This window comes from Legionella sp. PATHC039 (assembly GCF_026191275.1).
Lineage (GTDB): Bacteria > Pseudomonadota > Gammaproteobacteria > Legionellales > Legionellaceae > Legionella > Legionella pneumophila.
In genome coordinates, this window is the sequence record NZ_JAPHOP010000001.1 from 1,324,997 (window position 1) to 1,339,283 (window position 14,287).

The following is a 14,287-nucleotide window of genomic DNA, read 5'->3' on the forward strand; positions in this document are numbered from 1 at the left end:
GAACCATTTTGCTTATGCATGAGGCAGCCTGTCTTTTAATCTGGATAATTCAAGGCTTGGTTTTACAGAGATTATTTGTTTTAGCCAGGTTTCCAGAATGATTGTATTTCCCATGCTATCTAATAAAGACGTCTTGCTAAATTGTTTGGAATCCCCTTTCAATACTTGCTCATTGATAAAATCTATTTGATAGGTATAAAGTGACTTTTCTGCTTTCACGCTTATTTCTCTGGGTGTTGATTCAGTATTGAGAGAGATATAAATTTTGTTACCCTCACAGCCAGGCAACCAAGGATTCGTTTCTACTTTTAAATGGCCTTTTGTTCCATAAACCTCGAATTGCCAATGCATTTCAATATCATCGGCAGTGGAAACTGTTGCAATTGAATCGTCTTCAAATTTTAAAAGAACGCTGGCTTGACTATCCGTGTTATTCCTGGAATTCATTCTTCCAATACCACGGATTTCGATTGGCTCTGCGCTAGCAAGCAGCCTCACTAAGGAAATTGGGTAACATCCGAGATTACGTATACTTCCTCCCGCAACAGGATTGGCTATTTCTGCAATGTTTGCTGTGTATGTCGCATTATACAACTTTATCTTACCTATTGTGTTGCTTTGAATGATCTCTTGTAATTTTTTTATAAAGGGATGATATTGGTACATTAGAGCTTCCATACAAAAAACATTTGTTCTCTCAATTACTGAAATAACCTCATGGATTTCTTCTATACCAATAACAAAAGGTTTTTCACACAAAATATTTTTTCCTGCCTGCGCACAACGAATAATCCATTCTTTATGCAGATGATTAGGCAACCCTATATAAACCACATCTATATGACTATCGAGAATTAATGATTGATAATTGTTATAAAATTTTGGAATAGCGAATTTTTCAGAAAATCGTTTGGCTATCTCACTTGTTCGACTCCCAATAGCAACAAGCTCACTGGTTTTTGATTCCTGAATTGCACTAGCCATCACTTCAGAGATAAAACTTGTTCCTAAAATTCCCCACTTTATTGTCGCATTATCCATATATTCCTTCCGGCTAAAAAATTGCTGACTGTATATTAAAACGCATAAATGACACGAGTAAAACCATAGCAGTAAAAACCACTTAAATTTCGTGCTCTAAGTTATTAAAAAAGCTATGGTAAGCAATCAAATTTAGTTATTATGTCTTTATCCATTATTTTACGGTTTTTAAATGCGCTCGATAGTAATTATACTTTTAGCCTTCGTTTGTTGTTCATTAGTACGTGCTAATGATGTCAATATTTCAACCGTAACCAAAGATGGCAATACATTTTTTTATCTTCAGGCTGGTGCCTATAATCTCGAAAAAGACGCTAAAATACGCCAAAATGAACTTGCCAAACTAGTCGATCAAAAAGTTGAAATTAAAAACCTGGCTGACAAACATCTTTACCTTGTGCAAATTGGTCCAATTGATGATTACCAAACTGCAAGAGCACTCAAAGAAAAGTTATCTCAAAAAACAGAAAAACAGTTTAATAAAATTAGCAAAAATCAAACCTCTTCACTTGAGGTAAGCCAATTGCCTAAAAATATGGAACAAGCGCAAACGGCTCCTCCAGGCAGTAAATTATGGAATTTACGTAACGCTGATATTAGGGCTGTAATCGGAGAAGTCTCTCGAATTACAGGTAAAAATTTTGTTATTGATCCCAGAGTGCAAGGAAAAGTATCGATTGTTTCATCAACGCCGTTATCCAGCCGCGAGCTATATCAAGTCTTTCTCTCAGTACTGCAGGTATCAGGTTATGCCGCAATACCTAATGGAGAAATTATCAAAATTATTCCTAATATTGATGCAAAAACACAGTCACCTGATTTACTCAGTGGAATGAAGAGTCCTCTCCGAGGTGACGATATGATGGTCGCCGTAATACCCGTTCATTATGTTCCTTCAGAACAACTGGTACCTGTTCTAAGGCCACTAATGCCCCAATGGAGCAGCGTATCTGCCTATGCTCCTTCTAATATGTTGATCCTGTCTGGTCGAGCAAACAATATTAAAAGCCTTGCGGAAATTATCAAACAAGTGGATAGCTCAAGTGCAAACGGCATAGACATAGTTCGTTTACATCATGCTTTGGCCATGGATGTTGCAAACACTTTAAAAGACCTGGTTAAAACTCAACCCGGTATCGGCAGCAGAACACAAATTACCATTGCTGCAGATGACCGTTCCAACTCAATTTTAGTCAGTGGGAGCAAGACAGATAGAATTCGTTTACGAATGCTCATATTGAAATTGGATAAAGACAGCTCAACAGGAGTCAATTCAAATACACAAGTTGTTTACCTGAATTATTTAAGAGCTGAAGATTTAGTCCCTATACTGGCAGGTATAGCCCAAGCCAATTTCAGTGGAAATGTAGGAACAACCATTGGAACCATTACAAGACCTGCATTAGACAGCACCAATCCTGCTTCCAGTCTTGCCAATACATCTGCCGATGGACAAAGCTCTTCATTAAGCTCCACTTCGACCAGTTCTGCCCCTATGAATGCGTCAGGAGCAACAGCAAATACGACATCAGCGAGTACTCAAAATGAAGGCTCTACCAAGCCTACTGTACAAATAATAGGAGAACCTAACACTAACTCTATTATTCTTAATGCACCTGCTTCAATTATTCGCATTCTAAAAACAGTCATTTCTCAGCTAGATATAAAACCAGCTCAACTATTAATTGAGGCCCTCGTTGCTGAAGTGGATGAAAAGGACGTTAACAATCTAGGAATAGAGTGGGGTTCAAACCAACAAACAGGCAATCCCAAGGATTTCAGACCTGGCTTTGCCATTATAAACAGTAAAACCAGGATTGACGATTTCCAAGCTCAAATTTATGCCTTAGCAAGAGAGCAAAGAGCAAATATTTTATCAACTCCCTCCGTAGTAGTCCTTGATAATCGTCAAGCAAAAATACTCATAGGTAAACAGGTCTCAATAGCAACAACCAGCTACCCTAATAATGCAGGAGGCACTACCACAGCAAGTCCTTTCACAACATTTGACAGGGTTAACGTTGCTTTGCACCTTTATGTAAGGCCGCAAATTACTCGCGGACAAGGAATTCAACTACAGATTGATCAAGGAAATGATACTTTGGATCCTGCGACTGCTACAACAGACAACACAACAACCCCCACTTTTAATATAAGCAGTATTGTAACTTCAGTTCATGTAGAAAGTGGTGATATTGTAGTACTTGGAGGGTTAATTCAGGACAGTATTGGAAATGACAATAATAAATTACCCATTATAGGAGATATCCCTGGAATAGGCAGATTGTTCCAACGTAACATTCGCAATAGAGACAAGCGAGTGCTCATGGTATTTATTAAACCTATCATATTACGCAACGAAAGAGATAACTTGCATGTCACAGGCGAAAAATACAATTATGTCCGTCAATATCAGCTGGATTGGATTCGCTCCCAAGAGGCTTTTGAACAAACAGATGATGAAACAGTGTTGCCCCCATTAACTCAAGGCAATCTACCAGTACCTTTTAGTACTCCTCCCCAACACGCATCAAAAATGACCAAGTAAATCATGGAAAATGAAGAAAAATCACTTAAAATTCCTTATAGTTTTGCCAAAAGCAATGGAATTATTGTGGGAGAAATACAAGAAAATCTGGCTATTGTCTATCATTTACCTAACACACCACTGCAAGCTTTTGCTGAGATAAAGCGATTATTGCAATTGGAACTAGATGTAAAACAAGTCGATGAATCCACTTTTCAGCAACATTTAGCCAATATTTACCAATCTAAATCTTCAATACTGGATGCGGCAGAAGGCATGGAAGAAGACATGGATTTATCCATGTTGGCCAGTCAACTTCCAGTCAGTGAAGATTTATTGGAAAACCAAGACGATGCCCCAATTATCCGCTTACTGAACGCTCTGTTTACTCAAGCGATTAAACAAAAAGCATCTGATATACACATTGAAACTTATGAAGACAGAGTATTGGTGCGCAATCGAATTGATGGTGTTCTACAAGAGGTCCTTGAAATTCAACGAGCTATCGCTCCTTTGGTCATTTCCAGAGTTAAGGTGATGGCCAAATTGGATATCGCCGAAAAGAGAATTCCTCAAGATGGTCGAATTTCATTGCGTATAGGAGGACACAATATTGATGTCAGGGTCTCAACTTTACCCTCAAACCATGGAGAACGAGTGGTTTTAAGGATATTGGATAAACAAGCTGCTCAACTGGATTTAAATCTTTTGGGTATGCCTGAACATACATTAAAAACAGTACGGCAAATGATTGCTGAACCTCATGGCATTATTTTAGTCACTGGCCCAACAGGTTCAGGCAAGACAACCTCTCTCTATGCTATGCTGACCGAACTAAATCAGGTGACTCGTAATATTTTGACCATTGAAGATCCCATTGAATATGACCTGCCTGGTGTAGGACAAACGCAGGTTAATACTAAAGTTCAAATGACTTTTGCCAAAGGATTAAGGGCCATATTACGTCAAGATCCGGATGTTGTCATGATAGGAGAGATCCGTGATTTGGAAACGGCTGAAATTGCTGTTCAAGCCAGCTTAACAGGGCATTTGGTACTATCAACCCTTCATACCAATACCGCATTGGGAGCATTAACTCGCCTGCATGATATGGGAGTTGAGTCTTTTTTATTGTCATCCAGTATAGTCGGCCTCATTGCGCAACGTTTGGTAAGGAAATTATGCTCTCATTGCAAAACACCTCATGAATTAAGAGAGGAAGAAAAAGAGTTAATGGGTCTTAAACCTGAGGCTGATGTATCTCAGGTCTTTGAACCCAAGGGATGCGACTTTTGCAACCACTTGGGTTATAAAGGCAGAACAGGAATTTATGAATTAATTATCGTAGATGAAGCCCTGAGAGGAATGATTCATCGTAATGAAAATATTCAAACGATGGAAAATTATTTACGACCAACCGCACCAAGCATACGTGAAGATGGTTTTAAAAGAGTATTATGTGGAGACACCTCACTTGCAGAAATCTTAAGGGTAACATCCCAAAATTAATTCTTTTCCCAGTACAAAGACTAATGTTAAATCCCGTTACACACGTTATTTAACTTCTGAATTCTATGCTGGCTTTAAACTTCCAAAAAATCATAATGATCTCAAGTACGCTTAAATTTAGAATAAATAGGTATATAATCAAAGTGTTGCACAGAATTTGCAGAACCACATTCATCATATGTATTATCTGCACAAAGAAAAAACTCTTTTGCCCCTAATTCGGTAGCACGAGACACCGCTTCATCAATCGAATTAAAATGACATATTTCCTTTCCTTTATGGATAAAATGATCTGAATCTTTAGAAATAATTTCAACAATATATTCATGAAGTTCTATTGGAGAATAAATTAAAGCGATAGATTCGGATCCGTTCTTTGCCTTATTAATTAAATTTTCACGTGTTTGGTTTGCCATTACTTAATCCCCAAGCAAATTATATATAATTATAGCCATATTTTTGCCTACAAATTTAAAAATATCCGCTGTATGACCTAAATTGAGAATAAAAAGGTTAATTGCCAATTTATTTTTAAAGACAATCTTTTATTTCCCATAATACTTGCGCATCAAATCCAATGCCTGGGTAATAACATCCATTCTGGGTACCGCATCCTCAAGAGGCTCTGCCTTCATACCAGTGATTGTAATTCTTCCGGAGGTTTCTAATGCTGTGGCGCGATCCGCTTCAAAAATTCCCATATTAATATAACTTCCTACCAATAGAAATGAGGTTCGATTGCCTTCAATTAGCAAGTTATACCCGATGCTGTAGTCAGAAACAGGATTTTTGCAAGTAAATAAACGCTGTAATATTGTAGGGACAATATCATAGCTGCTGGTGAGATAATTAAAACGACGAGCTAACTCTCCTGGCCAATGAATGATCAATGGAACGTGTAGTTGAATAGGGGTAAAATTACTGGTATGTCCCCAATAATTTTGACGATTATCATTAAATTCTTGCCCATGATCAGAGGTAATTATAATGATGCTGTTTTTTAAATAGCCTTTTTTTTCGATAACCCCTAATACTTTCGAAATTTCCTGGTCAATAAATGTGACTGCATTCAAATAACGATTGTAGTAAGGCACTGGATCAACATGATTTGTCATTCCAATTCGTACACATTCTTCTATTGTGGGTTTGTACAACTGCGGAAAACTTTGATATCTGCAATAGTCATGTGGCGCATTGTAAAAAATATGAAGAAAGAATGGCTTATTTGTTTTAGGATCTGTTAAAAATTGGATGGCTTCCCTGGTGGAATATCTGTCTTTGTCTCCGGTATCGTCTATTGGCGCTCCATTGATATTGAGATTGGCAATTTTTTTATAAATAGTCTGATCTAATGGCAGTGGAGCCATAGAGCCAGACCAAATAATTTTTGTCTGATAACCATGTTGTAATAATAAATCAATTAAAACTGGTGATTTTTTTTGTTCCAGGACTGCCGTCGAGTAATTACTGGGAATCGAATAAAATAAAGAAAATAATCCTGGTTGTGTCGCATTTCCAGCACTCATATGCTTAGAAAACTGCCAACTTCTTTTTGCAAATTGTGCCGTATTCGGCATATATTTTGCCCTTAGGGAATCATAGCGAAGTGAGTCTACCATTATGAGGATAATGTTATAAGGTTTTTCAGGCATCTTACATTGCATGGGATGTAAGGGATAATGCAATGGATAATTGGGAAAAAGAGGCTGTGTAAAATGGTGCTCACTGTAGCGGCGTAATATATCATCAGCGTTTTTATCAGGGATAGTATAGGCAATGAGGTGATTATAAAGGGGCAAATTAGGTATTTGCTGAGCAAATAAATTATTATTTTGAGCTATCGATAAGAGCAATATAAAATAACTTATTAACGCCCCGCCAAACCAAAATAATGAAATAGTTTTACCAATTTTCAAACGTTCTTTTAAAACTATTTTTCTCCATACCAACCAGGCAACAACAGCCTCCAGAAAGAGTATAAAGACAATCATAAAAAAAGACAAAATCAGTTCATATCTGGAAAAAGTGAAAATGACACTCCAATCTGAATTAAAAACAAACGATAATATTGTTGTATTAAGATGAAACTTAAACATTAAAAAAACTTGACTATCAACAAATAAAAAAATAAGACTTGTGGTAGCCGCAACAACACTGATAATCCAAATTATTCGTTTATAAGGTAAAAAAAATGCAATTATTATGATTGGTATTGCAGGGACAAAAGCTAAAAACATCATATAAGTAAAATAATTTAAAACTGAGAAAACCAGAATGAGAATTTTTCCTGATAGACTTGAATAATCGGCGATATAATTTTTAAACAGAGAGGCATTTAATAAAATTGACTTTAAGTACCCCAAGCCAACAAGCCAAAATATGAATGAGTTTATTAAAAAGAACCATCCAACAAATCGTAAGGTTAAATCATTTTTTTTTAGATATGTTTTTATATTCATTACGAATTCAAATGTAATTTCGCATTTATCTTAATGAACAAACCCTTCAATAAATAGCAATTAATGTAGCCAATATACCTGTTTTAAAATTTCTGAAAAGGTAATTGCAACCTATATTAAGTATGAGATAGAAGTCCATTCTGATTCAAGAGAACCGCATAGAAGGAACAATTATTCAGCAATCCTCCGCCATGTTGTTCCTGTTGCACCATCTTCCAGCTCTATGCCTTTGCTCAATAAATCAGCTCTAATCTGATCTGCCTTTGCCCAATTGCGCTCTGCTCGCGCCTTAAGACGCTCTGCAATGAGTTGTTCTATAACCAATTTTTCTTCCTCTGCCAAGCCGGATTGCAGGAATGATTCGGGATCTTTTTGTAAAAATCCAAGAATACTAGCAAGGTTTTTCAGGGTATGAGCCAATGCAGGTGAATTACTTTTGTTTACCTCATGAGCCAATTGGAAAAGAACCGATAATGCAACAGGAGTATTGAAATCATCATTCATTGCCTGATTAAATTGCTCTTGCCAATACTCATCCAGTTTACTAGCTGCAATTTGTGGCGGAACATCTTTAACCGCTTGATAAAGCCTGATAAGGGCTTTTTTGGCATTTAACAAATTTTCTTCCGAATAATTCAAAGGACTGCGATAATGACTACTTAATAGAAAATAGCGGATAACTTCCGGATGATGCTCTTTTAAAACATCGGCAATAGTGTAAAAATTCCCTATTGATTTTGCCATTTTTTCGCCATTGACCTGCAACATACCGACATGCAACCAATAATTAGCAAAAGGTTTACCCGTAGCCGCTTCACTTTGAGCAATTTCATTTTCATGATGTGGGAATTGCAAATCCAATCCACCTCCATGAATATCAAATTGTTCACCTAATTCATGCATAGCCATAGCTGAACACTCAATGTGCCATCCAGGCCGCCCTTCCCCCCACGGTGAAGGCCAACTGGGTTCACCCGGTTTTGCTTTTTTCCATAGCACAAAATCAAGCGGTGAACGTTTCTCCTTTACAATCTCTACGCGAGAACCGGAAACCAAGCCTTCAATATCCTTATGCGATAATTTCCCATATTCGGGAAAGGTATCTACTTCATAGCACACATCGCCATTCTCACTGACATACGCGTTACCTTTTTCAAGCAAACGCTGAATCAAGCGAATGATAGTTTCAATGTGCCCGGTTGCCCTTGGCTCATGGTCTGGTAGCAAAATATTTAATGCGTGAGTATCATTATTCATTGCATCAATATATTGTGCGGTCAATTCATCAATAGATACACCTCTCTCCGAAGCTCTTGCAATAATTTTATCATCTATGTCAGTTATATTGCGTACATAAGTTACATCTAATCCTTGTGAGCGCAGATAACGAACCATTACATCAAAGGCAACCATTGAACGGGCATGACCTAAGTGGCAATGGTCATACACAGTAATTCCGCAAACATACATACCTATCCTTCCAGGCCTTAAGGAAACAAATGGTTCTTTTTTTCTGGTCAAAGAATTATATAAATGCAACATGTCTGCCTCTCAACTCACTTTACCCCAAGTGTCCTTCAAATCCACTACCCGATGAAAGGCTTGAACACAGCCCTTAGCCACTGAATTGACACAATAATAACCTAAACGCTCAAATTGAAACACATCTCCTTCTGCCTGCTCAGCCATTGCCGGTTCACAAAATCCCTGGAGGGTTTGTAAAGAGTTATGGTTCAGAAACTGAAAATAATCCTCTTCCCGTGCAGGATTGGGATCTGTAAATAACCTGTCGTATTGATAAATAGTGACAGGATAGGCATGTGATAAAGACACCCAATGAATGACACCCTTCACCTTGCGATCCTCCGGATTTTTGCCGAGAGTATTTTCATCATAAGTGCAATGCAATTCTGTTATTTCGCCTTGGTCATTACGGATAACTTCCTGGCACTTTATAACATAGGCATGACGTAAGCGTACTTCAGCTCCAGGAGATAACCGGAAATATTTATTAGGCGGATTTTCCATAAAATCAGACTTTTCAATATAAATTTCACGGGAAAAGGGTAAATTCCTACTCTCTGACTCAGGATTTTGAGGGTAGAAAGCTGCTTGAAGCTGTTCTACTTTATTTTTCGGATAATTTACAATAACAACTTTTAAGGGATCCATAACGCAGAGAGCCCGTTTTGCAGTTTTATTAAATTCAGCACGTACACATTCCTCAAGTAAACTCATATCAATCACTGAATCACTTCTTGATATGCCAATTATTTCACAGAATTGCCGAATTGCAGCAGGTGGGTATCCCCTTTTGCGCATACCGCGTAATGTGGGCAATCGTGGGTCATCCCATCCTGTAACGATTTTTTTTTCAACCAATTCACGTAATTTTCTCTTGCTTGTAACAGTATGAGATAAGTTTAATCTGGCAAATTCGGTTTGTACTGGTTTGGCAGGCAAAGGTAAATTATCAACCAGCCAATCATACAAAGGTCTATGATCCTGGAATTCCAACGTACATAAAGAATGTGTTATTTTTTCCAGGGCATCAGAAATAGGATGAGCATAATCATACATGGGATAAATACACCATTCATCTCCTGTACGCTGGTGCCGGGCATGACGTATACGATATAAAACCGGATCACGCATATTTAAATTACCTGATTTCATATCTATTTTTGCTCTCAAAACATGAGTTCCATCAGGAAACTCACCAGCTTTCATCCGAGTGAACAAATCCAGATTCTCTTCGATCCTTCTGTTTCTATAAGGGCTTTCGCGCCCTGGTTCTTGTAGAGTACCGCGAAAAGCACGAATTTCTTCCATACTCAGGCTATCGACATAAGCCATATCTTTCTTAATAAGATAAATGGCTAGTTCATACAGCTCATGATAGTAATCCGAAGAATGTGTCATGGCACACCATTCAAATCCCAACCAACAGACATCATCAATGATCGCGTTTACATATTCTTCTTCTTCTTTAATTGGATTGGTATCATCAAAACGTAAAAAGCATTTTCCCTTAAACTCTTCTGCCAAACCAAAATTAAGACAAATAGATTTGGCATGTCCAACATGGAGATATCCATTTGGTTCAGGAGGGAAACGAGTAACGACTCCCTGATGTTTTCCATTTGCCAAATCATCTATAATGAGTTGTCTAATAAAGTGAGCTCTTTTTTCAGTTTGTTCTGTCATACCATACTTCCAATATTATCGATAGCTTGCCTCATGGCACTCAATAGAGCCCCGCTTGCTTGCAGCGGATCTTTCTTGGCCTCATAGGCTTCAATGATTTCATTTATCAGTGCCGCCCCAACAATGACCCCATCAGCAAATTCAGCAACTTGTGCAGCCATTTCCGGAGTTTTTATTCCAAACCCAACCATAAGCGGTAATTTTGATTGTGCCTTTCGTTGTAGGTATTGAGCTTTTAATTCTGGCAACTTAAGCGCATCAGAACCAGTCACTCCCTTCAATGAAACATAATACAGATAACCATTGGCATGCTGATTTATAAAGTTCATTCTTTCAGCTGAGGTCGTTGGCGAACATAAATAAATACAGTACAAACCATATTTTTGCCAAATTCGCGATACTCCGTCAGCTTCCTCAGGAGGCAAATCAACTAGTATTGTTCCATCAACCCCAGCCTCGACTGCCTGTTGGGCAAAAAGATCATAGCCATATTGTTCTATAGGATTTAAATATCCCATAAGAATCACAGGTGTTTCGGTATCCATTTTGCGAAATTGCCTAACCATATTCAATACGTCATCACAATGAATTGAATGGGCCAAAGCTCGTTCCATTGCTCTTTGGATAACAGGGCCTTCTGCCATAGGGTCAGAAAAAGGTATTCCCAGCTCCAATACATCTGCCCCTGATTTAACCAATTGATGCATTAAATTTACTGTTAACTCAGGATATGGATCGCCTGCAGTAATATAAGGACTTAACATTTTTTTTCTATTGGCTTTTAATTCTTCCAGAGTCTTATCAATACGGTTCATGTTGTACCTGAATAATTTATCATAATTAAATTGTTATACCGTCAATAGCAGCTACTGTATGCATATCTTTATCACCACGACCAGATAGATTGACTATGATGCTTTGTTCTTTTGACATCGTTTTAGCCAATTGTATGGCATAGGCTACCGCGTGGCTAGATTCTAATGCTGGAATAATTCCTTCCGTATGAGTTAACAGGCGAAACGCATCTAGGGCCTCGGAATCATTTATTGCTTTATAAATGACCCGTCCAGTATCTTTTAAATAAGCATGTTCAGGCCCAACTCCAGGATAATCGAGACCGGCTGATACTGAATGAGTGTCTTTCACCTGTCCATACTCATCACACAATAAATAGGTTCTATTACCGTGTAACACACCAGGTTTTCCAGCAATCAGAGATGCCGAATGCTCACCGGTTTCTATGCCTTTCCCCCCTGCTTCAACCCCATAAATCATGACAGACTGATCATTCAAAAAGGGATAAAACAAGCCTATTGCATTGGATCCACCTCCGACACAAGCTACCAAAGCATCTGGCAAACGGCCTGTTTTTTCCATATGCTGAACTCGAGCTTCAACACCAATAATCGCTTGAAAATCTCTTACCATTTGAGGATAAGGATGGGGACCTGCAACAGTACCAATAATATAAAACGTGTCGTCGACATGACTCACCCAATCTCTCAATGCTTCATTTAAAGCATCTTTCAACGTCTTTGATCCTGAAGTGACAGGCACCACTTCAGCACCTAACAATTTCATTCTATAAACATTACTGGATTGACGCTTAATATCTTCTGACCCCATGTACACAACGCATTGAAACCCAAATTTAGCTGCAACTGTAGCAGTTGCAACGCCATGTTGACCTGCACCTGTTTCCGCGATCACTCGAGTTTTCCCCATGCGTTTGGCGAGTAAGGCTTGTCCAATGGTATTATTGATTTTATGAGCGCCGGTATGATTTAAATCTTCACGCTTGAGATAAATTTGCGCACCGCCTATCTTTTTACTTAAGTGTATGGCATGGTATAGAGGATTGGGCCGCCCGACATAATCTTTTAATTCTGTATGTAACTCAGACAGAAAATCCTGATCGTTACGATATTTGGTATAGGCATGCTCTAATTGTTTTAAAGCATGAACTAATGTATCGGCTACAAACATACCGCCATATGGGCCAAAATGGCCAAACTCATCTGGAAGCTCTTTTTTAATCATACTATCCCCATATTGCCTTTATAAATCGGCTCATTTTCAAATGATCTTTTACTCCGGGTGAAGCTTCTATACCACTGCACACATCCACTGCATAAGGATTACACATGGTAATTGCCTCTAAAATGTTAGATTCATTCAAACCACCTGCCAATATGTAAGGCTTGGATAAATTTTCAGGAATTATATTCCAGTCAAAAGTTAATCCCGTTCCCCCTCGTTCCTTGTCTGATGGCGTATCCAACAAAATAGCGCTCGCATCAAAAAACTCATCAACAGCACTTTGGATTTGGATTGCTGTCTTAGGATGAGTCGCTTTGATAAACGGCTTATTAAATTGTCTGCAAAACTCTGAAGATTCCTCACCATGAAATTGCAATAACTGCACAGGAATTTCATTAATAATTAGTTGAACAAAAGATTGTTCTGGGTTTACCAAAACTGCAACAATATCAACAAATGGAGGTATATTATTGACTATTATTCTGGCTTTTTCCAGTGAGACATTACGCGCACTTTTGGGATAAAATATTAAGCCGATGGCGTCCACCCCTAAATCAATGGCGTATTGAATATCTTCTGAACGTGTCATTCCGCACATTTTGACTCTTATACGAGATGGATTCAATTATTTCTCCCAAAGAAATAGAGGGCCAGGATTATTTTGCAACAATCCGAATTCTTTGGGATAAGTCACCTGGACCAAATATAGGCCATATGACGGTGCAGTTTCAGCGCCTAATTTTCTATCCTTTGCATTTAAAACATCTTTAACCCAACCAACAGGGTGTTTTCCCGAGCCAACAGCAATCAATACACCAGCTATATTTCTTACCATATGATGTAAAAAGGCATTCGCTGTAATATCAAGAACAACCAAATCACCATGTCTTGTAACTTGCAATTGATGAATATTACGCATTGGTGTATTAGATTGACATTCGACGGAGCGGAATGATGTAAAATCATTTTCCCCCAGAAGACATTGTCCACCCTGTTGCATCAAACGATGATCCAACTGCCGATATTGCCACGTCACATTACTGCGTAATAACCCTGGACGTATAGCTCCATTATAAATGACATAGCGATACCGTCGACTCACAGCAGAATAACGAGCATGAAAATTTTCTGGCATTTCCTTGCCCCATTTGATGCAGATGTCTTTAGGTAAAAAGGTATTAGCACCATGTATCCAGGCTCGTATGCTGCGATCTTTCTCACAATCAAAATGAATCACTTGATTGGTCGCATGGACCCCAGTATCTGTTCTACCTGCGCATACCACAGAAATAGAACTGTCTGCAACTTTTGATAATGCAAATTCAACAGCTTGTTGAATAGTATGCAAACCCGTTTGAGCCTGCCAGCCGTGATATTGGCTACCATCGTATTCAACCACTAAGGCAATACGCATTCAATTTTCCTGATAAAAGGGTCAATTTATAACACCCTCTCTGTTTTGTCTATAATTTTTAGAGTATTAACTCTTTGCCTGTATGGGTTT

11 protein-coding genes are annotated in these 14,287 nt (G+C 38.2%); 2 read left to right on the top strand and 9 right to left on the bottom strand.

The annotated features are described in order from the left end of the window. Window positions 1-12: 12 nt before the first annotated feature. Window positions 13-1,041, bottom strand: a complete 1,029-nt coding sequence (locus OQI99_RS05975; RefSeq protein ID WP_061513468.1) for a Gfo/Idh/MocA family protein — start codon at window positions 1,039-1,041, stop codon at window positions 13-15. Between the two features lie 172 nt (window positions 1,042-1,213). Between OQI99_RS05975 and lspD the strand changes: the two genes are divergently transcribed. Together lspD and lspE are read left to right on the top strand one after the other, a co-directional pair. Beyond that, window positions 1,214-3,589, top strand: a complete 2,376-nt coding sequence (lspD, locus tag OQI99_RS05980; protein ID WP_061513467.1) for a GspD family T2SS secretin variant LspD — start codon at window positions 1,214-1,216, stop codon at window positions 3,587-3,589. 3 nt (window positions 3,590-3,592) lie between these two features. Continuing rightward, the gene (gene lspE, locus OQI99_RS05985; protein WP_061513466.1) at window positions 3,593-5,077 is read left to right on the top strand and encodes a GspE family T2SS ATPase variant LspE; all 1,485 of its coding nucleotides are present in this window, start codon (window positions 3,593-3,595) and stop codon (window positions 5,075-5,077) included. Between the two features lie 101 nt (window positions 5,078-5,178). On the opposite strand, the gene OQI99_RS05990 is transcribed toward lspE, so the two are convergent. From OQI99_RS05990 to truA, 8 genes are all read right to left on the bottom strand, one after another. Then, window positions 5,179-5,493: a DUF6482 family protein gene (locus OQI99_RS05990; protein WP_010947040.1), complete on the bottom strand. Its 315-nt coding sequence runs from the start codon at window positions 5,491-5,493 to the stop codon at window positions 5,179-5,181. 129 nt (window positions 5,494-5,622) lie between these two features. Next, window positions 5,623-7,536: a DUF3413 domain-containing protein gene (locus OQI99_RS05995; RefSeq protein ID WP_061513465.1), complete on the bottom strand. Its 1,914-nt coding sequence runs from the start codon at window positions 7,534-7,536 to the stop codon at window positions 5,623-5,625. Window positions 7,537-7,707: 171 nt separating this feature from the next. Next, window positions 7,708-9,078: a cysteine--tRNA ligase gene (gene cysS, locus OQI99_RS06000; protein ID WP_061513464.1), complete on the bottom strand. Its 1,371-nt coding sequence runs from the start codon at window positions 9,076-9,078 to the stop codon at window positions 7,708-7,710. Window positions 9,079-9,087: 9 nt separating this feature from the next. Next, on the bottom strand, window positions 9,088-10,743 hold the full coding sequence (locus OQI99_RS06005) for a glutamine--tRNA ligase/YqeY domain fusion protein (protein WP_061513463.1): 1,656 nt from the start codon (window positions 10,741-10,743) through the stop codon (window positions 9,088-9,090). Continuing rightward, the gene (gene trpA, locus OQI99_RS06010; RefSeq protein WP_061513462.1) at window positions 10,740-11,558 is read right to left on the bottom strand and encodes a tryptophan synthase subunit alpha; all 819 of its coding nucleotides are present in this window, start codon (window positions 11,556-11,558) and stop codon (window positions 10,740-10,742) included. The genes OQI99_RS06005 and trpA overlap by 4 nt, the downstream gene beginning before the upstream one ends. A 25-nt stretch (window positions 11,559-11,583) precedes the next feature. Further along, window positions 11,584-12,783 carry a tryptophan synthase subunit beta gene (gene trpB, locus OQI99_RS06015; protein ID WP_061513461.1) on the bottom strand — a complete coding sequence of 400 codons (1,200 nt, stop codon included), beginning with the start codon at window positions 12,781-12,783 and terminating at the stop codon, window positions 11,584-11,586. Window position 12,784: 1 nt separating this feature from the next. Further along, window positions 12,785-13,408 carry a phosphoribosylanthranilate isomerase gene (locus OQI99_RS06020; RefSeq protein ID WP_061513460.1) on the bottom strand — a complete coding sequence of 208 codons (624 nt, stop codon included), beginning with the start codon at window positions 13,406-13,408 and terminating at the stop codon, window positions 12,785-12,787. Continuing rightward, on the bottom strand, window positions 13,409-14,197 hold the full coding sequence (truA, locus tag OQI99_RS06025) for a tRNA pseudouridine(38-40) synthase TruA (RefSeq protein WP_061513459.1): 789 nt from the start codon (window positions 14,195-14,197) through the stop codon (window positions 13,409-13,411). Window positions 14,198-14,287 lie beyond the last annotated feature (90 nt).